Below are 19,721 nucleotides of genomic sequence, written 5' to 3'. Positions count from 1 at the left end.
TTCAATGAATCAGCGGCTGATCATTGCGTGCATGATCCAGCAGCGCGTACAGGATGATGGCGCCGAAAGTCGCGGTCCCGATGCCGCCCAGCGCGAAGTCGCCGAACTTGAGCGTGAAGTCGCCCGTGCCCAGGATCAGGGTGATGGCCGCCACGATCAGGTTCTTGTTCTGCGAGAAGTCCACGCGGTTGTCCACCCAGATCTTGGCGCCGGCCACGGCGATCAGGCCGAAGACCACGATGGACACGCCGCCCATCACGGGCAGCGGGATCGCCTGGATCAGCGCGCCGAACTTGGGCGAGAAGCCCAGCAGCACGGCCAGGACGGCGGCCACGAAGAACACGGCCGTCGAGTAGATGCGCGTGGCGGCCATCACGCCGATGTTCTCGGCATAGGTGGTCACGCCGGTACCGCCGGCCGCGCCGCTGACCATGGTGGCCACGCCGTCGCCGATGAAGGCCCGGCCCATGTACTGGTCCAGGTTCTTGCCGGTCATGGCGGTCACGGCCTTGATATGGCCCAGGTTCTCGGCCACCAGGATGATGACCACGGGCACGATGAGCACCATGGCCGGGCCGCTGAACACGGGCGCGTGGAACTGGGGCAGGCCGAACCAGGTGGCGTTGATCACGCCCGACAGGTCCACGGGCTTGCCCATGCCCAGCACGTTGGTGAACAGGCCGTACAGCAGGCTGGCGGCGATCAGGCCCACCAGGATCAGCAGGCGCTGCACCATGCCGCGCGTGAACACGGCCACCAGGCCCACGCAGACGAAGGTCAGGGCCTGCATCCACGACTCGAAGTTGTTGGCCGCCATGTTCTTGACGGGTATGGCCGCCAGGTTCAGCCCGATCACGGCCACCACGGCGCCCGTGACCACGGGTGGCATGAAGCGCTCGATCCAGCGCGTGCCCACCATCTGCACCACCAGGCCGATCAGCGCATAGACCGCACCGCAGGCAATGATGCCGCCCAGCGCCACGCCGATGTTGCCGTTGGCGCCCTTGCCGCCATAGGCCGTGGCTGCGATCACCACGCCGATGAAGGCAAAGGACGAACCCAGGTAGCTGGGCACCTTGCCGCCCGTGATCAGGAAGAAGATCAGCGTGCCGATGCCGCTCATGAGCACGGCCACGTTGGGGTCGAACCCCATGAGGATGGGCGCCAGCACGGTGGAGCCGAACATGGCGATCACGTGCTGTATGCCCATCAGCCCGGTCTGGGGCCAGGGCAGGCGCTCATCGGGGCCGATCACGCCTCCCCGTTGCAGCTGGTCGGCGGATTTCTCCGTCCATTGGAAAAGGCCCATGTGGCATCGCTCCTTGTAAAAAATTGGCGCGATATTAGAGGCATTTGTTTTCTGGCAGGAGGGGGCGAGCGGAAATTTTTTCCCAGTGTTTGTGCGCAGATACGCGATCCGGCCCGCAGACTTTGTCGCCCAGGTGCCAAGCTAGTGGCTTTCCCGTCTGGGCTCGCGGGCAGCGCGCGCGTACCGTGGCCGGTCATGAGCCATACCCCTGCCTTCATCCCCCAGATCCGCCTGTACCAGGACTGGCTGCGCGAGCGCCACGGCCTGCAGTTCGACAGCTACGACGCGCTGTGGCGCTGGTCGGTGACCGACCTGGACGCCTTCTGGCAAAGCATCTGGGACTACAACGCGCTGCAGTCGCCCACGCCGCACACGGCCGTGCTGGAGCGCAACACCATGCCCGGCGCCCAGTGGTTTCCGGGTGCCCAGATCAACTACACGCGCCAGGCGCTGCGCCATGTGGATGCCGCCCATGCGGCCGGCATGCCCGCCGTGGTCAGCCGCAACGAGACGGGCCGCCACCGGGAACTGTCCTGGCCCGACCTGCGCCGCCAGGTCGCCGCCCTGGCCCTGCACCTGAAGGCCCAGGGCGTGGGCCGCGGCGACCGCGTGGCTGCCTACCTGCCCAACATCCCCGAGGCCATGGTCGCCCTGCTGGCCACGGCCAGCCTGGGCGCCGTCTGGAGCATCTGCGCGCCCGACATGGGCACCAACGCGGTGCTGGACCGCTTTCGCCAGATCGCGCCCAAGGCGCTGATCGCCGTCGATGGCGTGCACTACGCCGGGCGCGATATCGACCGCATGGCCGTGCTGGCGGAGCTGCGCGCAGGCCTGCCCAGCGTGGAGCATGTGGTCCTTGTGCCCAACCTGGACCTGCAGGCCAGGCTGGCCGATGCCGCCGACTACGGCCAGGTCACGGCCCGCGACGACGCGGCCACGGCGGCCTTCGAGCCCGAATGGCTGCCCTTCGACCACCCGCTGTGGATCGTCTACTCCAGCGGCACCACCGGCCTGCCCAAGCCCATCGTCCACGGCCATGGCGGCATGGTGCTGGTGGCCCTGCAGCTCAAGGCCCTGCACAACGACGTAGGCTGCAGCTACCACCCCAACAGCTGGGGCGAGCGCTACCACTGGTACAGCTCCACGGGCTGGGTGATGTGGAATGCCCAGGTCTCGGGCCTGCTGGGCGGCACCACCTGCGTGATCTTCGACGGCAGCCCCGGCGGCAGCAAGGACAGGCCCGACTGGGGCGTGCTGTGGCGCTTCGCGGCCGAGACCGGCGTGACCAGCTTCGGCTCGGGCGCGGCCTTCTACGCCAACTGCATGAAGGCCGGCGTGGACCTGGCCCAGTGCGGCGACCTGTCGCGCATCCGCAGCCTGGGCACCACGGGCTCGCCGCTGTCGCCCGAGGTGCAAAGCTGGGGCACGGCGCAGTTCGCCAGCATGGGACGGCCTGACATCTGGTGGAACAACATCTCGGGGGGCACCGACTTCGCGGGCGCCTTCATCGGCGGCCACCGCGAGCTGCCCCAGCAGCCGGGCATCATGCAGTGCCGGCAGCTGGGCGCGGCCGTGGAGGCCTGGAACGAGCAGGGCCAGCCCGTCATCGACGAGGTGGGCGAGCTGGTCTGCACCCAGCCCATCCCCTCCATGCCGCTGTACCTGTGGGGCGATGCGGACGGCAAGCGCTACCTGTCCAGCTACTTCGACATGTACCCGGCCGGCCACGGCCGCGCGCCCGGCGGCGGTGACGGCCCCGCCGCCATGGGCCCGGTCTGGCGCCACGGCGACTGGATACGCATCCTCCCGGAGGGCGGCTGCATCATCTACGGCCGCAGCGACGCCACCATCAACCGCCACGGCCTGCGCATGGGCACCAGCGAGATCTACAGCGCCGTCGAGGCCCTGCCCGAAGTGCTGGACTCCATGGTCGTGGACCTCGAATACCTGGGCCGCGAAAGCTACATGCCGCTGTTCGTGGTGCTGCGCCCGGGCGTGGATCTGGACGACGCCCTACGCGCGCGCCTGCAGGGCGCCATCCGCCAGGCCCTGTCGCCGCGCTTCGTGCCCGACGAGATCGTGCAGGTGGCCGAGATCCCGCGCACGCTCAGCGGCAAGAAGCAGGAGCTGCCCATCAAGAAGCTGATGCTGGGCCAGCCGCTGGACAAGGTGGTCAACAAGGAGGCCATGGCCAACCCGGGCTGCCTGGACTGGTATGTGGGCTTTGCGGCGCAGCATGCCAAGGCACAGGCTGCCTGATATTCAAACGGTATCAGTGGCTCGGTTTTTAATATTGGACTGCGCCAGACCGGCTGCCTAGAGTGGGGTCCAACCATGGAGCCCTGCAATGAGTGTGCTTGATTCCCTTGCCCTGACCCGCATCCCCGCCGAGGACGAAGCCCTGCGCGCCGAGGTGCGCGCCTTCCTCGCCCAGGCCATAAGCGGCCTGCCGCCCCATGTGCGTGCGCGCTCCTGGGGCGGCTACAGCGCCGAACTGAGCCGGCAGCTGGGCGAAAAGGGCTGGATAGGCGTCACCCTGCCGCGCGAGTACGGCGGCGGCGGGCGCAGCGCCTTCACGCGCTACGTGCTGGTGGAGGAATACCTGGCCTGCGGCGCGCCCGTGGGCTCGCACTGGATTGCCGACCGCCAGAGCGGCCCGCTGATCCTCAAGTACGGCACCGAGGCGCAAAAGCGGTTCTACCTGCCGCGCATCTGCCGGGGCGAGGCCTTCTTTTGCATCGGCATGAGCGAGCCAGGCGCGGGCTCGGACCTGGCCAGCGTGAAGACGCGAGCCGTGCCGAATGACAAGGGCTTCGTGCTCAACGGCCAGAAGATCTGGACCACCAACGCCCACCACTGCCACTACATGATCGCCCTGGTGCGCACCTCGGGCGAGGCGGGTGACCGGCACAAGGGGCTGTCCCAGGTCATCGTGGACCTGTCGCTGCCGGGCGTGACCGTGCGGCCCATCACCGACCTCTCGGGCGACAGCCATTTCTGCGAAGTCTTCTTCGACAACGTGCAGCTGCAGCCCGACGCCCTGATCGGCCAGGAAGGCCAGGGCTGGGAGCAGGTCACGGCCGAGCTGGCCTTCGAACGCAGCGGGCCCGAGCGGCTGTTCTCCAGCATCGTGCTGTTCGACGAATGGCTGGCCTGGCTGCGTGCAACGGGCGAGCGCAGCGAAGGCGCGCTGCGCCTGGCCGGCCGCGTGTTCACCGAGCTGGCCCCGCTGCGCGCCATGTCGGTGGCCGTGCAGGACAAGCTGGTGCGCGGCGAAAGCCCCATCGTCGAAGCGGCCCTGGTCAAGGAGCTGGGCACGACGCTGGAGCAGTCCATTCCCGCCGCCATCGCCGACGACCTGTTCGCACGCGAGGCGTCCGAGGTTCCGCTGGAGCTGCTGCGCACCCTCAACTACGTGACGGAGGTTGCGCCTTCGTATTCACTGCGCGGCGGCACGCGCGACATCCTGCGCGGAATGATCGCGCGAGGTTTGGGGCTTCGTTGACACGAAGCGCCCCCTGAGCCGCTGCGCGTCTTCCCGTTGCACGGCGCCCCCTCTCGCTTCGCGGGGGGCGACACCCTCGGTGCGGGGCGGCGCGGCCGGCGTAGGCCCTTCCTCGGTGTCCCTGGTGTTAAAGGTGCGCCAGTTTCAAACGGAACGCCCAAGGCCTGGCGTCATGTGTCATGAATGGAGAGAGACATGGAAGACGATTTGTTTGCCGATGCCGCACGCCAGCTGCTGCAGGGCGAGTGCACGCCCGCGCAGGTGCGCGCCATCGAGGCCGGGGGCTCGCCCCGGGCGCTGTGGCAATCGCTGGAGCAGGCCGGCTTTGCCGATGCCCTGGTGCCTGAGCACGCGGGCGGCGCGGGGCTGGCGCTGGCGCAGCTGTTCGATGTGTGGTCGCTGGCCGGCGCCCATGCGCTGCCCGTGCCGCTGGGCGAGACCATGCTGGCGCGCGCGCTGCTGGCTGGCGCGGGGGCGGAGCGTCCACCAGGCGCCATCGCGTTGGCGCAAGGCCTGCTCCAGCCGGATGGCAGCCTGCACTGCGAACCCGCGCGCCTGGGCGCGGTGGCGGACAGCGTGCTGGTGCAGCATGCGCAGGGCTGGAGCCTGCTGCCCGTGGCGCAGGCGCAGTCCGAGCCGGCGGCCTTCTGCCTGGACGTGAACCTGCGCTGGAGCGCCGATCAGGTCCGCGCGGCACCTGCTCCCGATATCGCCCTGCCGGGTGGGCTGGACCTGCGCACGCTGCAGGCCGGCCTGGTGGCGGCGCAGCTGGCGGGCGCGCTCATGGAGGTGTTCCAGCGCACGCTGCAGTATGCGAATGACCGCCAGCAGTTCGGGCGTCCCATCGGCAAGTTCCAGGCCATTCAGCACCAGCTGGCGGTGATGAGCGAGCATGTCTTCGCCGCGCGCATGGCCGCCCGGCTGGGCTGCGCGGGGCAGGGCATCTTCCCCGAGCGGCTGCGCGTGGCCGTGGCCAAGGCGCGCTGCAGCCAGGCCGCGCTGGCCGTGGCCGAGGCGGCCCACGCCATCCACGGCGCCATGGGCTTCACCGAGGAATACGACCTGCAACTGCTCACGCGCCGCCTGCATGCCTGGCGCCAGACGGCGGGCTCCGAGTCGTACTGGCACGGTGTGGCAGGCACCGCGCTGGTCCATGGCCACGCGGGCAGCACGCTGGACCTGATCCGTTCGACCACCGACATCACCTCATAAACCCTTGCTCAAGGAGTCTTCTCCATGTCCTTTCTGAACATCGCCCGCGACGGCGCCATCTGGACCCTCACCATGAACCAGCCCGAGACGCGCAATGCGCTCACGGGCAACACGGCCGTGGAGGAATTCGCGCAGGTCTGCGACGAGATCCGGCGCGATGCCTCGGTCAAGGCCGTCATCCTCACGGGCGCCGGCCCCATCTTCAGTTCGGGCGGCAACGTCAAGGACATGCAGCGCTTCTTCGACGACGCGCTCACGCCCGACGCCATCCGCGAGGAGTACCGCCAGGGCATACAGCGCATTCCGCGCGCCCTGACCCAGCTGGACGTGCCCGTGATCTGCGCCGTCAACGGCCCGGCCATCGGCGCGGGGCTGGACCTGACCTGCATGTGCGACATCCGCATCGCCAGCGAGACGGCCACCTTTGCCGAGAGCTTCGTGCGCGTGGGCATCGTGCCGGGCGACGGCGGCGCCTGGCTGCTGCCGCGCGCCGTGGGCCGCGCCAAGGCGGCCGAGATGGCGTTCACGGGCGAGGCCATCGACGCGCAGCAGGCCCTGGCCTGCGGCCTGGTCAGCCGCGTCGTGCCGGCCGACCAGCTGCTGCCCACGGCACGCGCGCTGGCCGACAAGATCGCCGCCAACCCCGGCGCCGTGATGCGCATGACCAAGCGCCTCTTGCGCGAGGGCGAGCACAGCACGCTGGAGTCGCTGCTGGAGCTGTCGGCCGGCTACCAGGCCCTGGCCCACAAGACCGCCGACCACCGCGAGGCCGTGATGGCCTTCGTGGAGAAGCGTAAGCCCCGGTTTCAGTGACCGGGCCCGCCCGGCCCCCGCCACGGGGGCATGGGCCGTGTGTGACACAACACAAATGGACACTCCCCGGGGCCCGCCTCCCAGCGGGAGTGGGCGCCCATGTACTGCACACACAGTACACTTTGCGCGTCGAGAGGCAACTCTCCCATCCACCGCACTCCCAGTCCCATGGCCGTTGAAACGACGAGTACTGCCCGCCCCAGCTTCGACCTCAAGAGCGCGCAGCTGCCCGTGGTGGCCGTTACCCTGCGGGATACCGACGTACGTGCGCTCGTGGCCGACCTGGCCCAGCGCCTGGCCGACGACCCGGATTTCTTCGACAACGACCCCGTGCTGATCGACCTGGCCCATGTGCGTGATGCCGAGGAGGCCATCGACTTCGCCGTGCTCGTGGAGGCACTGCGCTTTCACCGCACCGTGCCCGTGGCCGTGCGCGGCGGCAGCCCGGCGCAGATGGAGGCGGCGCGTGCCGCAGGCCTGGCGCCTGCGCCCGAGGCCGCACCCGTGCGGCCCACGGTGCCCGAGATCGAGATCCAGGAAGTCGTGCGCGAGGTCGAGGTGGTGCGCGAGGTGCCTGCTCCCCAGGCCGACGCCCTCATCGTGGACAAGCCGCTGCGCTCGGGCCAGCGCGTCTATGCGCGCGGCACCGACATCGTGGTGCTGGCCATGGTCAGCTATGGTGCCGAAGTCATCGCCGACGGCAACGTCCATGTCTACGCGCCGCTGCGCGGCAGGGCCATCGCCGGGGCGCGCGGCAACACCGAGGCGCGCATCTTCAGCACCTGCATGGAAGCACAGCTGCTGTCGATTGCCGGCATCTATCGCACAATCGAGACCGATCTCCCCGCGGATGTGGCCGCCAGGCCCGCCAAGGTGCGTCTCGACGGCGAGAAAATCCTCATCGAGCCGGTATGACACCGGACCCTTCTTCTTTGCTCTCCAGTCTTTAAGGAACCGTGCAAACATGGCCAAAATAGTCGTCGTGACCTCCGGCAAGGGTGGCGTGGGCAAGACCACCACCAGCGCCAGCTTCGCATCGGGCCTCGCATTGCGCGGGCACAAGACCGCCGTCATCGATTTCGACGTGGGCCTGCGCAACCTGGACCTGATCATGGGCTGCGAGCGCCGCGTGGTCTACGACCTGATCAACGTCATCCAGGGCGAGGCCAACCTCAACCAGGCCCTGATCAAGGACAAGCAGTGCGACAACCTCTTCGTGCTGGCCGCCTCCCAGACGCGTGACAAGGATGCGCTCACGCAGGACGGCGTCAAGAAGATCCTGGACGACCTGGCAGGCATGGACTTCGAGTACATCGTCTGCGACTCGCCGGCCGGCATCGAAAGCGGCGCGCTGATCGCCATGCACTTCGCCGACGAGGCCCTGGTCGTGACCAACCCCGAAGTCTCCTCCGTGCGCGACTCCGACCGCATCCTGGGCATGCTCAGCTCCAAGACCGCGCGCGCCATCGCGGGCGAGACCGTCAAGGAACACCTGCTGATCACGCGCTACAACCCCAACCGCGTGCAGGACGGCCAGATGCTGTCGCTGGAGGACATCCAGGACATCCTGCGCATCGAGCTGATCGGCGTCGTGCCCGAGTCCGAAACCGTGCTGCAGGCCTCCAACCAGGGCATTCCCGCCGTGCACATGCAGGGCTCGGACGTGGCCGAGGCCTACCAGGACGTGGTGGCGCGCTTCCTGGGCGAGGAAAAGCCCATGCGCTTCACCGAAGCGCAAAAGCCCGGCTTCTTCAAACGCATGTTCGGGGGGAGGTAAGCGGCCATGTCCATGCTCTCTTTCCTGCTCGGAGAAAAGAAGAAGACGGCCTCGGTGGCCAAGGAGCGCCTGCAGATCATCCTCGCGCGTGAGCGCGTGGGCGGCAACGGCGGCGGTCCCGACTACCTGCCTGCGCTGCAAAAGGAGCTGATGGCGGTGATCTCCAAGTACGTGGACATCGACGTCAACGACATCAAGGTGCACCTGGAGCGCCAGGAAAACCTGGAAGTGCTCGAAGTCAAGATCGAACTGCCCGACGCCGCGCGCTGAGCGCCGCCCGGCGCCGTGCTCAGCCCAGGCGCAGCGTGCAGCGCAACCCGCCCAGCGGGCTCGGCCCCATCTCCAGCGATCCTCCATAGGTCTCGGCGATGTCGCGCACGATGGCCAGGCCCAGGCCCAGGCCGTGGCCCTGGGCCTGTTCGTCGAAGCGGACACCGCGCTCCATGGCCTGCGCGAGATGCTCCGGCGCCAGGCCTGGGCCGTCGTCATCGATCTGCAGCAGCGTCGTCGTGCCATCCTGGCACACGGCCAGCGTGACGCGGCTGCGCGCCCACTTGCCTGCGTTGTCCAGCAGGTTTCCCGCCATCTCCTCCAGGTCCGAGGCCGCGCCGCGCCAGCGCAGCCCATGGCCGGGCAGCGGCGTGGAGGTCTGGATGGACCAGGACAGGCGACGCTGGGCGTGGATCTGGCGCATGGCATCCAGCAGCCGGGCCAGCACCTCATCCAGCGCCACGCTGCCGGCGCTGCCGGCGCCGCTGGCAAAGCGCGCCAGATGGCGGTCGATGGTGTGGGACATGGCCTGTACCTGGTCACGCAGCCACGGGCCATCGACCTGATGGCCGCGTGCCTGGATGCCGAGCACGGCCAGCGGCTTCTTGAGCGCATGGCTCAGGTCGGCCGCCTGGTGGCGCGCGCGCTCCACGACCTGGGCATTGCGCTGCAGCACCTGGTCCACGGCCTCGGCAATCGGGTCCAGGTCGGGGCCGAAGTGCCGCCCCAGCTGCGTGCGTGTACCGTCTTCCATGTCCTGCAGCGCCTGCTGCAGGCTGCGCAGCGGCTGCAATCCCAGGCGCACCAGTGCCACCGTGCACAGCAGCAGCGCGGCGACCAGGCCCAGCTCGGTGACCAGCAGGATGCGGTCGATGCGGCGCCATTCCTGGCGCGTACCGTCCAGCGGGCCGAAGACATGCAACTGCACGCGCCGGCCCGCGACATCGAAGCTGCGGCGCAGTCCCAGCAGTTCGCGCCCCTGCGGCCCGCGCAGCGACAGCAGCGTCTCGCTGTCCTTGTGCCGGGGCCAGGGACGGGCGTCGTCCAGCTCCAGGCTGTCGTCCCAGACCGAGCGCGACTGCTGCAGCCGCCCGTCCTGCTCCAGTGTCCAGTACCAGCCCGAGAAAATGCGGCCGAACTCGCCGCGATTGAGCCGCGTGCCCTGTCCGGTCAGGGGCCCAGGGGACTGCAGCTCGGCCTGCAGCCGCTCGGCACGGTCCTGCAGGCCGGCCTTGAAGCTGCGCAGCACCGCGTCGTGCAACTGCTCGCGCAGCAGCCAGCTGGCGGCCGTGCCGCAGGCCAGCGTGGCCACCAGGCTCAGTGCCAGCAGGCGCTCCGACAGGCCCCAGTGCCTAGGACGCATGGTCGCCGCTGGCCTGCTGCAGGCGAAAGCCCCGTCCGCGCTCGGTATGGATCAGGCCATGCGGGGACAGTTTGCGGCGGATGCGGCCGACCAGCACGTCCACGGTGTTGGAGTCCGGGTCCAGGTCGCGTGCGTAGACATGCTCGCTGATGTCGGCGCGGCTGACGAGCTGTCCATGCCGGTTGGTCAGAAAGCTCAGGATGCGTTGCTCCTGCGCGGTCAGCGCAAGCGGCCGACCTTCGAGCGTGAAGCGGTCTGCCATGGTGTCGTAGGCCAGCGGGCCTATCTGCACCAGGGGCCGGCTGCCGCCTGCTGCGCGCCGGTGCAGCACGCGCAGCCGCGTGACGACCTCCTCGTGCAGAAAGGGCTTGGTCAGGTAGTCGTCCGCGCCGGCCTGGAAGGCCGTGAGCTTGTCGCTCCAGCGGTTGCGGGCCGTGAGCACCAGCACGGGAAAGGAGCGGCCCTGCTCGCGCCAATGGCGCAGCACCGAGACGCCGTCCTGTCCTGGCAGCCCCAGGTCCAGCAAGGCGGCGTCATAGTGTTCGACGCTGCCCAGTTCCTGGGCGAGGCGGCCGTCCGCGCAGCACTCGGCCAGCATGCCGGCCTCCTGCAGGATGGCCTGCAGGCCTGCAGCAAGATCGGCGTCGTCTTCGACGATGAGCACCCGCATCAGCGCAGTCCGTCCTCTTCGATGGGCTGGCCGCTGTACGCATCCACATGCACTTCGATGCTGCGGCCGGCGCTCAGCTGCAACTCGACCTCGTAGTAGGCGCGCTGCCGGACGTCGATCTTGAGCTCGGCCTCTGTGGCGCGGGCCTGGTACTTGCGCTCCAGTTCCTCAAGAATGCGCGGCAGCGGTTGCAGCGTGGCGGCCTGCTCCCGGCTCAGGACAGGCTCCGCCAGGATGCGGCCCGTCTGGGCGTCGGCGCGCAGCAGCTGCTCACGGCCTTCGCGCGTGAGCAGCTGGATCTCGTAGTAGGGCCTGGGGCTGCGCGTTTCCTCCAGCTCGATCTGCAGCACGGTGCCGGGATGCAAGCGGGTGACGGCTGCCGCCACGGCGGACATGGGTATCAGCACGGCGGTGGTGGCGCCCGGCCGGGGGATGTCCTGTCCCGTGACTGCATCGATATAGATCTCCGTGCGCTGGCCATTGGCGAGCTTGATTTCGTACCAGCGCCGGCCGTCGGCGCCGCGCTCGAGTTCGATGTCGATGACGCGCCCTTTGTGGCGCTGCTGCACTTCCTGGAGGATTTCCGCCAAGGGCCGCAGGCGCTTGGACTGCACCTCGCGGCGCACGCTTTCATGCTCCGCTGGCGTGGTGGCAGAGGCGGGCGCCAGCGGCAAGGCCAGCAAGGCAGCAAGTGCGAGGCGGAGTTTCACGGCCACGCATCTTATGTGCACGTTCTTAAACAGTGCATGAACGCGCCATTCATGCGCGGTTTAGGCGCCTTTGCCGACACTGCAGGCGGTTGCACCGATGGCCCCGCCGCGGTGCCTTTTCATCTGTTTCTTTCTGGCATCGAACACCATGCATTTTCTTCGCTTTTCCCGCTCCGCCCCGCCATTGCACCGGGCCCTGGGCGCTGGCGCGCTCTCGCTGTCCGTGCTGCTGGCCGCCTGCGGCGGTGGCGGCGGCGGGGCTGACAAGCCCGTCCCACGCCGGTCACTCCCAGCGCCAGCTATGCGTCGGGCACCATTGACGGCTTCGGCTCCATCCTGGTCAATGGGGTGCGGTATGACGAGCGCCAGGCCCGGATCACCGATGGCGATGGCGTCCTGCTGGCCAGCGATGCGCTCAAGCTGGGCATGGCGGTCCATGTCACGGCCGACCCCGTGACCACCGGCAGCGATGGTGTGGCGCGCGCCATGGCCCGCCAGATTCTTGTGCGCAGCGATCTGGAAGGTCCGTTGAGCGCGGTCGTGGGCGACCGGCTGACCGTACTGGGCCAGACCGTGATCGTCGATGCGGCCACGGTGTTCGAGGACGGCCGCGCGGCGGCGCTGCAGGTCGGCCGTGTGCTGGAAGTCCACGGCCTGCGCGATGCGCAGGGCCGCATTCTTGCCAGCCGCATCGAGATCGAGGATGACGCCGACGAGACCTGGCGCCTGCGCGCGCCTGTGGATGCCGTTGACATGTCGCGCCGCACCCTGCGCATCGGCGAGGCCGTCGTCAACTGGAGCGGCGTGCAGGTTGCCGCCGCGCTGGCTGCCGGCGACGTGGTCAGCCTGCGCCTGGCGCGCCAGCCAGATGCCGCCGGCCTGTGGGTGGCCACCGCACTGTCGGTGCAGCGTCCCACGCTGCCCGAACAGGCAGGCGTGGAGGCCGACGTCACCGGCCATATCACCCGCATGGACTCGCCGACCCGCTTCGTCGTGGACGGCCTGAGCGTGGACGCGGGCAGCGCCACACGCCTGCCCGCAGGCCTTGCCGTGGGCGACCTGGTCGAGGTCGAAGGCATGTTCCAGGACGGGGTGCTTCGCGCCTCCGAGGTCGAGCGCAAGCTGCGGCTGGACAGTGACGATGGCTTCGAGATCGAGGGCCGCATCACCGCTGTCGACAGCCTGGCCGGCATCTTCGAGCTGCGCGGCGTGCGCGTGGACTATCGCAATGCGCGCTTCGAGGATGGCAGCGCTGCCCAAATTGCCGTGGGGCGCGTGGTCGAGGTCAAGGGCCGGCTCTCGGACGATGGCGCGATGGTGGTGGCCACCGAGGTCGAGTTCGACTAAGGGTTCGCGTTCGCCGCAGGCCGCATGGCCTCGCTCTGCGCACGCGCGGCGGCGGGGCGCACCCACAGCAGGTAGGCGGCGCCCAGCAGCACGATCCACAGGCCGCCCACGACCAGGGCTGCACGGGTGTGGGGGAAGTAGCCGAGCACGCCCAGCACCAGCAGCATGAAGGCGATGGCGGCCAGCGGCGCGGCGGGCCACAGCGGGACCGGGAACTTCAGCGCGGCCACCTGCTGCGGGCTCATGCGGCGGCGCGCCGCGAACTGCGACAGCAGGATCATCAGCCAGACCCAGACCGTGGCGAAGGTGGCGATGGAGGCGATCAGCAGGAACACGTCCTCGGGAATCAGGTAGTTCAGCACCACGCCGGCCAGCAGCGCCACGGCCATCACCACCACCGTCATCCAGGGCACGCCATGGCGCGAGACACGGCCGAAGCCGGCGGGGGCCTGGCCCTGGTGCGCCATGCCGTAGAGCATGCGGCCGGCGCCGAAGATGTCGCTGTTGATGGCCGACACGGCCGCCGAGATCACCACGATGTTGAGAATGGTGGCGGCCGAGGAAATGCCCAGGCCGCTGAAGATCTGCACGAAGGGGCTGCCCTGGCTGCCGATCTGCGGCCAGGGGAAGATGCTCATCAGCACGAACAGCGTGAGCACATAGAACAGCAGGATGCGCAGCGGCACGGCGTTGATGGCGCGCGGGATCACGCGCGCCGGGTCCTTGGCCTCGCCGGCCGAGATGCCGATGATCTCGATGCCGCCGAAGGCGAACACCACCACCGCCAGCGAGGCGATCAGGCCCGAGACGCCATGGGGCATGAAGCCGCCGTGCACCCACAGGTTCTGCACGCCGGTGGGCGCCTGGCCGGCCGCCATGCCGAAGCCGAACACCATGATGCCCAGGCCGCCGCCGATCATGGCGATGATGGCCGCCACCTTGAGCAGGGACAGCCAGAACTCCATCTCGCCGAACACCTTGACCGAGCACAGGTTGAGCGCGCCGATGAAGCAGACGATGGACAGCACCCAGATCCAGCGCGGCACCTCGGGAAACCAGAACCCCATGTAGATGCCGAAGGCCGTCACGTCGGCCAGGCAGACGATGACCATCTCGAAGGTATAGGTCCAGCCCGTGACGAAGCCGGCGAACGGCCCCAGGTAGTCGCTGGCGTACTGGCCGAAGGACCCGGGCACGGGGTTGTGCACGGCCATCTCGCCCAGCGCGCGCATCACCATGTAGACCGCCGCGCCCGCCAGCAGGTAGGCGATCAGCACCGAGGGCCCCGCCTGCTGTATGGCCTTGGCCGAGCCGTAGAACAGCCCCGTGCCTATGGCCGAGCCCAGTGCCATGAAGCGGATATGGCGGGCCGACAGCCCTCGGTGCAGGCTGCCTGCAGATGGTGAACTCATGTGCTGTCTCCCCCCGTCATTGGTGAAATGGCCGCCGCATCCACGGGCTTCATCGGCCTGCGGATGGGTCTGCGATCAGATGTATAAGCCTGTATATACAATATGCGCAGACACCGATTTCCCGGACCGGGGATTACCCGGAGGCGGGAAGGCACGGGAATGGGGGAGCTGCCGAGAGAGCCGACGAGAGGGCTGCCGCGGGCCCGGGCTCAGCCCAGGCCGCCCGTGTGCATGCGGCCTGCGTGGTACAGCAGCGGCGTGTGGCCGGCCTGGTGGCTGCACTGCTCGACCTCGCCGATGAAGATCACATGGTCGCCCTCTTCATGGCGATGGCGGTTGCGGCACTCGAAGACGGTGGTGGCTTCGGTCAGCAGCGGCACGCCCTGGGCCGAGCTGCGCCAGGCGGTGTTGGCGAAGCGGTCCACGCCCTTGCGCGCGAACAGCTCGGCCAGGGGCTTTTGCGAGGCCGACAGCACGTGGATGGCGTAGTGCGAGCAATGCTGGAACACCGGCAGCGAGGCCGCCGACAGCGCCATGCTCCACAGCACCAGCGGCGGTGTGAGCGAGACCGAGTTGAACGAGCTCACGGTGACGCCCACCGGATGGCCCTGCGGGCTGCGCGCGGTGACGATGGTCACGCCCGTGGCGAACTGGCCCAGCGCGTCGCGGAACTCGCGCGACGAGAACGGGGCCTGAGGGGCCAGGTTGGCCATGGCGGCAGGAGGCAGGGCGGAATTCACGGGTGCAAGAACCAGGCGGCAGCAAGGCGGCAGCAGGGCTGCCGCGTTTGGGACGGGCGCCCGTAGCCGGGCAGCAACCGTGCATTATGGGTGCGGATGCCGGCAGATGCGGCCGATGGGGATTTGGCCAGGGAGGTCTTTGCCTTGCGTGCGCTGTGCCGGCTCACAGCGCCATGCGCATCTGGGCGGGCGCGGCGTTCTCCTGCAGCCAGCCTGCCATGCGGGCGCGCGCGCAGCGCTGCAGCCGCATCAGCAGTGCATGCTCGGGCCAGGCCAGCGCATAGCGCCGGCACAGGTCCTGCTGCATGCGCGCCAGCAGGGCGGCGGCCATCTCGGCATCGGCCAGCGCCCGGTGGGCACGCTCGGCCACGGGCAGGCCCAGGTGGGCGGTGAGCCGGCTCAGGCTGTGGCTGGGCGCGTCGGGATAGATGCGGCGCGACAGCAGCACGGTGCAGGCAAAGGGCTGGGGCGCGGCCTCGCCGGCCAGGGCCAGTTCGGACTGCCAGAACTTGCTGTCGAAGGCCGCGTTGTGCGCCACCATGGGCGCGCTGCCCACAAAGCGGGCGGCATCGCGCATCACGTCCTCGGCGGGCGGCGCGGCTGCGACCATGGCATTGGTGATGCCGGTCAGCCGCGTGATGAAGGGCGGTATCCAGGCACCCGTGCGCATCAGGCTCTGGAAGCGGTCCACGACCTGGCCGCCCTCGATCAGCACGATGGCGACCTCGGTGGCACGCGCGCCCTGGGCGGGCGCCATGCCCGTGGTTTCAAAGTCGATGACGGCAATCGGCTGCGGCATGGGGCGATTGTGCCCGGCAGTGCCCGACCGGCGTGCCGGGGCGGCTATTCCTCGGCCTGGCTGCCGTCGGCCGCGCCCAGGCGCTGCACGACCTGGTCGAGCAGGGCGTAGAGCTGCTCGATCTCTTCATGGCCCACCAGGCGCTCGATCTCGGCATAGGTCTCGGAGGAATGTGGCGCGATCTCGGCCACGATGGCGTGGCCGGCCGCCGTGAGCTCGAACTCGGCGCCGCGCATGTCGCTGGCGTGGCGCGAGCGCTCCACCAGCTGCCGGCCTTCCAGCGTCTTGAGCAGGCGCGAGAGGCTGGGCATGCTGATGTAGGTGGCCTGCGACAGCTCCATGGGCCGCAGCCTGTGCGTGACCGCCGCCATGGCGCGCAGCACGCGCCACTGCTGTTCGGTCAGGCCATGGGCGCGCAGCATGGGCCGAAAACGCACCATGACCGATTCGCGTGCGCGCAGCAGCGCCATGGGCAGGGAGCGCGAGAAGGCGCGCAGCGGCTCGGGGGCAAAAGAGGTCGTGGTCTGGGGCATGTTCGGCAGCATCTGTCGGCTGGATTCTATGCAGCCGCCGCTCCCTCCCCGGAGCGGCGTTGCGCGCGCCTTGTCAGGCCGGGGCCTCAATAGGTCTGGCTTTTCGGCGCGGGGGCCGCTGCCTGCTTGAAGCGCGCAGCCAGGGCGCTGGTGGCCTGCACCAGCACGCTGGTGTCCAGGCCCACAGCCGTGAAGGTGCAGCCCAGCTCCAGGTACTTGCGCGCCAGGGCCTCGTTGGGCGTGAGGATGCCGGGCGCCTTGCCGGCGCGGCGTATGCGCGCGATGGCGTCGGCAATCGCCTCCTGCACCTCGGGATGGCCGGGGTTGCCGATGTGGCCCATGGAGGCCGACAGGTCGGCCGGGCCGATGAAGACGCCGTCCACGCCCTCGGTGGCGGCAATGGCGTCCAGGTGGGCCAGCGCCTGGCGCGTCTCCACCTGCACCAGCACGCAGACCTGGGCGTTGGCTTCATGGGCGTAGTTGGCGCGCCGGCCCCAGGCCGAGGCGCGTGCGCCGCCCATGCCGCGGATGCCGCCCTGGCCGTCGGCCTGCGGATAGCGCGCGGCGCGCACGATGCGTGCGGCCTGCTCGGCCGTGTCCACCATGGGCACGAGCAGGGTCTGCACGCCGATGTCCAGGTACTGCTTGATCAGCATCTCGCCGACCTCGCCGTGTCCCATGGGCACGCGGGCAATGGCATGGCTGTCGGGATAGGCCGCGATGGCCTGCAGCTGCGCCAGCAGGGTGCGCGTGTCGTTGGGCGAATGCTCGCCGTCGATCAGGAGCCAGTCGAAGCCGGCGCCCGCGCAGATTTCCGCCGAATAGGCGTCGGCCAGGCCCAGCCACAGGCCGATCTGGGGTTGGTCGGCCGCAATGGCGGCCTTGAAGCGGTTCACAGGTGTCTGCATGGTGTGATTGTCCGGGCCTCAGTGGCCCATGCACAGGTACTTGGTGCTCAGGTATTCCTCTATGCCGGCGGCGCCGCCCTCGCGGCCCATGCCCGACTGCTTGACGCCGCCAAACGGCGCCACGGCCGTGCTGATGATGCCGCTGTTGATGCCCACCATGCCGTACTCCAGCGCCTCGCCCACGCGCCACACGCGGCCCACGTCGCGGGCGTAGAAGTAGGCGGCCAGGCCGTACTCGGTGTCGTTGGCCATGCGGATGGCCTCTTCCTCGGTCTTGAAGCGGAACACGGGCGCCACGGGGCCGAAGACCTCTTCCCTGGCGATGCGCATGCGGTCCGTGGCGTTGGCCAGGATGGTGGGCTCGTAGAAGGTACCGCCCAGCGCGTGGCGCTTGCCGCCCAGCACGACCTCGGCGCCGTTCTTCACGGCATCGGCCACCAGTTCCTCGACCTTGTCCACGGCGGCCTGGTCGATCAGCGGGCCCTGGCCCACGCCGGCCTCCAGCCCGTTGCCCACCTTGAGGGCCTGCACGGCGACCTTGAGCCTGGCCATGAAGGCGTCGTACACGCCGTCCTGCACCAGCAGGCGGTTGGCGCACACGCAGGTCTGGCCGGTGTTGCGGTACTTGGAGGCCATGGCGCCTTCGACGGCGGCATCGAGGTCCGCGTCATCGAAGACGATGAAGGGCGCGTTGCCACCCAGCTCCAGAGACATCTTCTTGAGCGTGGGCGCGCATTGCTCGGCCAGCACGCGGCCCACTTCGGTGGAGCCCGTGAAGGTCAGCTTGCGCACGGCCATGCTGGCCGTGAGCACGCCGCCGATGGCGCGCGAGGAGCCCGTGATCACGCTGAACACGCCCTCGGGAATGCCGGCGCGCTGGGCCAGCTCGGCCATGGCCAGGGCCGACAGCGGTGTCTGCTGCGCGGGCTTGACGATGATGGTGCAGCCCGCCGCCAGGGCGGGCGCGACCTTGCGCGTGATCATGGCGGCCGGGAAGTTCCAGGGCGTGATCGCGGCGCAGACCCCCACCGGCTCCTTGGTCACGATGATGCGCTTGTCGGCCCAGGGCGCGGGCACGGTGGAGCCGTAGATGCGGCGCGCTTCCTCGGCAAACCACTGCACGTAGGAGGCCGCGTAGGCGATCTCGCCGCGCGACTCGGCCAGGGGCTTGCCCTGCTCGCTGGTCATGATCAGGGCCAGGTCCTCCTGGTTCTCCATCATCAGCTCGAACCAGCGATGCAGCAGGCGTGCGCGGGCTTCGGCGGTCTGCTGCTTCCAGAGGGCGAAGGCGCGCTCGGCGGCGGCGATGGCGCGCTGCGTCTCGGCCTCGCCCATGCGGGGCACATGGCCCACGGCTTCGCCCGTGGCGGGGTTGTGGACGTCGATGCGGCTGCCATCGTCGGCGGCCAGCCATTGGCCGTCGATCAGGCAGAGGTTCTTGAGCAGGCTGGGGTCGCGCAGTGCAAGCGGCATGGGAAATCTCCAATAAGGGCGGGGCAGGCGTCGGGACGACGGCGCCTAGACAAAACGGAACTGCAGCCGGCCCAGCGGGCCGTAGTCGGCATCGAACAGGTCGCCAGGCTTGGCGGCCACGGGGCGCGTGAACGAGCCGGCCAGCACGGTCTGGCCGGCCTCCAGGGCCTCGCCCCAGGGCGAGAGCTTGTTGGCCAGCCAGGCTACGCCGATGGCGGGATGGCCCTGCACGCCGGCAGCCAGGCCGGTCTCCTCGACCACGCCGTTGCAGCGCAGTATGGCGCCGCACCAGGGCAGGTCTATCACCTGGGGGTCAGCGCGGCCGGCGCCGGTGACGATGCCCGCATTGGCTGCGTTGTCGCTGATGGTGTCGTAGACCTTGCGCATGGCCTTGGTGTGGCGGTCGAACTGCTCGATGCGCGCGTCGATGATCTCGATGGCCGGCGTCACGTGGTCGGTGGCGTCCAGCACGTCCTGCAGCGTGATCTCCTTGCCGCCGGGCAGGCCCGGGCCGCGCAGCGGCGCCTTGAGCACGAAGGCCAGCTCCACTTCCACGCGCGGCGCGATGAAATTCGCGGCCGGGATGTCCAGCACCTGGCCCGGCGTGCAGCGGTAGAGCATGCTGTCGAGCAGGGTGCCGTAGTCGGGCTCGTCGATCTGGCTCGATATCTGCATGGCGCGCGAGGTCAGGCCGATCTTGTGGCCGATCACCTTGCGCCCCGCCGCGATCTGCAGGCGCACCCATTCGCGCGAGACGCGGTAGCCATCCTCCACGGTCATGCCGGGAAAGCGCTTGGAGAAATGCTCGACCTGCACGCGCGTCTTCTCGCTGCGGTCCAGCTCCTGGGCCAGTTGGGTCAACAGTTCTTGGGAAAACATT

The 19,721-nt window shown here is 69.1% G+C and carries 19 protein-coding genes; 8 read left to right on the top strand and 11 right to left on the bottom strand.

Annotated elements, in window-relative coordinates:
* Nucleotide 1: 1 nt before the first annotated feature.
* Nucleotides 2-1,309, bottom strand: coding sequence for a solute carrier family 23 protein (locus PO605_RS16340; protein WP_047474103.1), 1,308 nt, complete (start codon nt 1,307-1,309; stop codon nt 2-4).
* Between the two features lie 195 nt (nt 1,310-1,504).
* Here PO605_RS16340 and PO605_RS16335 point away from each other — a divergent pair, with 195 nt between their 5' ends.
* The 7 genes from PO605_RS16335 (at nt 1,505) to minE (ending at nt 8,886) form a co-directional block, all read left to right on the top strand.
* Nucleotides 1,505-3,568 (top strand): acetoacetate--CoA ligase, encoded by a 2,064-nt coding sequence (locus PO605_RS16335; RefSeq protein ID WP_207442502.1) that lies wholly within the window; start codon nt 1,505-1,507, stop codon nt 3,566-3,568.
* 88 nt (nt 3,569-3,656) lie between these two features.
* A complete protein-coding gene (locus PO605_RS16330; RefSeq protein WP_047472726.1) occupies nt 3,657-4,814 on the top strand; it encodes an acyl-CoA dehydrogenase family protein in 1,158 nt (385 codons plus the stop codon).
* Nucleotides 4,815-5,009: 195 nt separating this feature from the next.
* Nucleotides 5,010-6,026 (top strand): acyl-CoA dehydrogenase, encoded by a 1,017-nt coding sequence (locus PO605_RS16325; protein ID WP_272206640.1) that lies wholly within the window; start codon nt 5,010-5,012, stop codon nt 6,024-6,026.
* A gap of 24 nt (nt 6,027-6,050) precedes the next feature.
* Nucleotides 6,051-6,839 carry a crotonase/enoyl-CoA hydratase family protein gene (locus PO605_RS16320; RefSeq protein WP_272206639.1) on the top strand — a complete coding sequence of 263 codons (789 nt, stop codon included), beginning with the start codon at nt 6,051-6,053 and terminating at the stop codon, nt 6,837-6,839.
* 168 nt (nt 6,840-7,007) lie between these two features.
* Nucleotides 7,008-7,754 carry a septum site-determining protein MinC gene (minC, locus tag PO605_RS16315; protein WP_088166449.1) on the top strand — a complete coding sequence of 249 codons (747 nt, stop codon included), beginning with the start codon at nt 7,008-7,010 and terminating at the stop codon, nt 7,752-7,754.
* Between the two features lie 49 nt (nt 7,755-7,803).
* Entirely contained in the window at nt 7,804-8,616 is an 813-nt protein-coding gene (minD, locus tag PO605_RS16310; protein ID WP_017405686.1) for a septum site-determining protein MinD, read from the top strand.
* Nucleotides 8,617-8,622: 6 nt separating this feature from the next.
* Nucleotides 8,623-8,886, top strand: a complete 264-nt coding sequence (gene minE / locus PO605_RS16305; protein WP_016447328.1) for a cell division topological specificity factor MinE — start codon at nt 8,623-8,625, stop codon at nt 8,884-8,886.
* A 19-nt stretch (nt 8,887-8,905) separates the two neighbouring features.
* On the opposite strand, the gene PO605_RS16300 is transcribed toward minE, so the two are convergent.
* The 3 genes from PO605_RS16300 to PO605_RS16290 are packed head-to-tail and all read right to left on the bottom strand — an operon-like array spanning nt 8,906 to nt 11,629.
* Nucleotides 8,906-10,249, bottom strand: coding sequence for a sensor histidine kinase (locus PO605_RS16300; RefSeq protein WP_047470191.1), 1,344 nt, complete (start codon nt 10,247-10,249; stop codon nt 8,906-8,908).
* On the bottom strand, nt 10,239-10,919 hold the full coding sequence (locus PO605_RS16295) for a response regulator transcription factor (RefSeq protein WP_013800000.1): 681 nt from the start codon (nt 10,917-10,919) through the stop codon (nt 10,239-10,241). The genes PO605_RS16300 and PO605_RS16295 overlap by 11 nt, the downstream gene beginning before the upstream one ends.
* Nucleotides 10,919-11,629 carry a PepSY domain-containing protein gene (locus tag PO605_RS16290; protein WP_231574364.1) on the bottom strand — a complete coding sequence of 237 codons (711 nt, stop codon included), beginning with the start codon at nt 11,627-11,629 and terminating at the stop codon, nt 10,919-10,921. Before PO605_RS16290 ends, PO605_RS16295 begins: the two co-directional genes overlap by 1 nt.
* A gap of 348 nt (nt 11,630-11,977) precedes the next feature.
* Here PO605_RS16290 and PO605_RS16285 point away from each other — a divergent pair, with 348 nt between their 5' ends.
* Entirely contained in the window at nt 11,978-12,976 is a 999-nt protein-coding gene (locus PO605_RS16285) for a DUF5666 domain-containing protein (RefSeq protein ID WP_231574363.1), read from the top strand.
* Here the strand turns inward: PO605_RS16285 and PO605_RS16280 are convergent.
* The 7 genes from PO605_RS16280 to hpaH form a co-directional block, all read right to left on the bottom strand.
* Nucleotides 12,973-14,388, bottom strand: coding sequence for an amino acid permease (locus tag PO605_RS16280; protein WP_047470186.1), 1,416 nt, complete (start codon nt 14,386-14,388; stop codon nt 12,973-12,975). The genes PO605_RS16285 and PO605_RS16280 overlap by 4 nt on opposite strands.
* A gap of 209 nt (nt 14,389-14,597) precedes the next feature.
* Nucleotides 14,598-15,101: a flavin reductase family protein gene (locus PO605_RS16275; RefSeq protein ID WP_016452255.1), complete on the bottom strand. Its 504-nt coding sequence runs from the start codon at nt 15,099-15,101 to the stop codon at nt 14,598-14,600.
* 190 nt (nt 15,102-15,291) lie between these two features.
* Nucleotides 15,292-15,927, bottom strand: coding sequence for a 3'-5' exonuclease (locus PO605_RS16270; protein ID WP_047470184.1), 636 nt, complete (start codon nt 15,925-15,927; stop codon nt 15,292-15,294).
* Nucleotides 15,928-15,971: 44 nt separating this feature from the next.
* A complete protein-coding gene (gene hpaR, locus PO605_RS16265; RefSeq protein WP_016447335.1) occupies nt 15,972-16,460 on the bottom strand; it encodes a homoprotocatechuate degradation operon regulator HpaR in 489 nt (162 codons plus the stop codon).
* 86 nt (nt 16,461-16,546) lie between these two features.
* Nucleotides 16,547-17,368: an aldolase/citrate lyase family protein gene (locus PO605_RS16260; protein WP_012202038.1), complete on the bottom strand. Its 822-nt coding sequence runs from the start codon at nt 17,366-17,368 to the stop codon at nt 16,547-16,549.
* 18 nt (nt 17,369-17,386) lie between these two features.
* On the bottom strand, nt 17,387-18,841 hold the full coding sequence (locus PO605_RS16255) for an NAD-dependent succinate-semialdehyde dehydrogenase (protein ID WP_016452253.1): 1,455 nt from the start codon (nt 18,839-18,841) through the stop codon (nt 17,387-17,389).
* A gap of 45 nt (nt 18,842-18,886) precedes the next feature.
* Complete coding sequence (gene hpaH / locus PO605_RS16250) at nt 18,887-19,720, bottom strand: 2-oxo-hept-4-ene-1,7-dioate hydratase (protein WP_047468572.1); 834 nt, start codon at nt 19,718-19,720, stop codon at nt 18,887-18,889.
* Nucleotide 19,721: the final 1 nt, after the last annotated feature.

This window comes from Delftia sp. DT-2, assembly GCF_028401915.1.
GTDB lineage: Bacteria > Pseudomonadota > Gammaproteobacteria > Burkholderiales > Burkholderiaceae_C > Comamonas > Comamonas tsuruhatensis.
The sequence above is the reverse complement of the archived record's forward strand: the minus strand, read 5'-3'. Positions and strand labels throughout refer to the sequence as shown.

What these genes read in the sequence shown, in the direction of transcription:
- PO605_RS16340 (WP_047474103.1), bottom strand. Translation starts at nt 1,309, where the DNA reads ATGGGCCTTTTCCAATGGACGGAGAAATCCGCCGACCAGCTGCAACGG.
- PO605_RS16335 (WP_207442502.1), top strand. Translation starts at nt 1,505, where the DNA reads ATGAGCCATACCCCTGCCTTCATCCCCCAGATCCGCCTGTACCAGGAC.
- PO605_RS16330 (WP_047472726.1), top strand. Translation starts at nt 3,657, where the DNA reads ATGAGTGTGCTTGATTCCCTTGCCCTGACCCGCATCCCCGCCGAGGAC.
- PO605_RS16325 (WP_272206640.1), top strand. Translation starts at nt 5,010, where the DNA reads ATGGAAGACGATTTGTTTGCCGATGCCGCACGCCAGCTGCTGCAGGGC.
- PO605_RS16320 (WP_272206639.1), top strand. Translation starts at nt 6,051, where the DNA reads ATGTCCTTTCTGAACATCGCCCGCGACGGCGCCATCTGGACCCTCACC.
- minC (WP_088166449.1), top strand. Translation starts at nt 7,008, where the DNA reads ATGGCCGTTGAAACGACGAGTACTGCCCGCCCCAGCTTCGACCTCAAG.
- minD (WP_017405686.1), top strand. Translation starts at nt 7,804, where the DNA reads ATGGCCAAAATAGTCGTCGTGACCTCCGGCAAGGGTGGCGTGGGCAAG.
- minE (WP_016447328.1), top strand. Translation starts at nt 8,623, where the DNA reads ATGTCCATGCTCTCTTTCCTGCTCGGAGAAAAGAAGAAGACGGCCTCG.
- PO605_RS16300 (WP_047470191.1), bottom strand. Translation starts at nt 10,249, where the DNA reads ATGCGTCCTAGGCACTGGGGCCTGTCGGAGCGCCTGCTGGCACTGAGC.
- PO605_RS16295 (WP_013800000.1), bottom strand. Translation starts at nt 10,919, where the DNA reads ATGCGGGTGCTCATCGTCGAAGACGACGCCGATCTTGCTGCAGGCCTG.
- PO605_RS16280 (WP_047470186.1), bottom strand. Translation starts at nt 14,388, where the DNA reads ATGAGTTCACCATCTGCAGGCAGCCTGCACCGAGGGCTGTCGGCCCGC.
- PO605_RS16275 (WP_016452255.1), bottom strand. Translation starts at nt 15,101, where the DNA reads ATGGCCAACCTGGCCCCTCAGGCCCCGTTCTCGTCGCGCGAGTTCCGC.
- PO605_RS16270 (WP_047470184.1), bottom strand. Translation starts at nt 15,927, where the DNA reads ATGCCGCAGCCGATTGCCGTCATCGACTTTGAAACCACGGGCATGGCG.
- hpaR (WP_016447335.1), bottom strand. Translation starts at nt 16,460, where the DNA reads ATGCCCCAGACCACGACCTCTTTTGCCCCCGAGCCGCTGCGCGCCTTC.
- PO605_RS16260 (WP_012202038.1), bottom strand. Translation starts at nt 17,368, where the DNA reads ATGCAGACACCTGTGAACCGCTTCAAGGCCGCCATTGCGGCCGACCAA.
- PO605_RS16255 (WP_016452253.1), bottom strand. Translation starts at nt 18,841, where the DNA reads ATGCCGCTTGCACTGCGCGACCCCAGCCTGCTCAAGAACCTCTGCCTG.
- hpaH (WP_047468572.1), bottom strand. Translation starts at nt 19,720, where the DNA reads ATGTTTTCCCAAGAACTGTTGACCCAACTGGCCCAGGAGCTGGACCGC.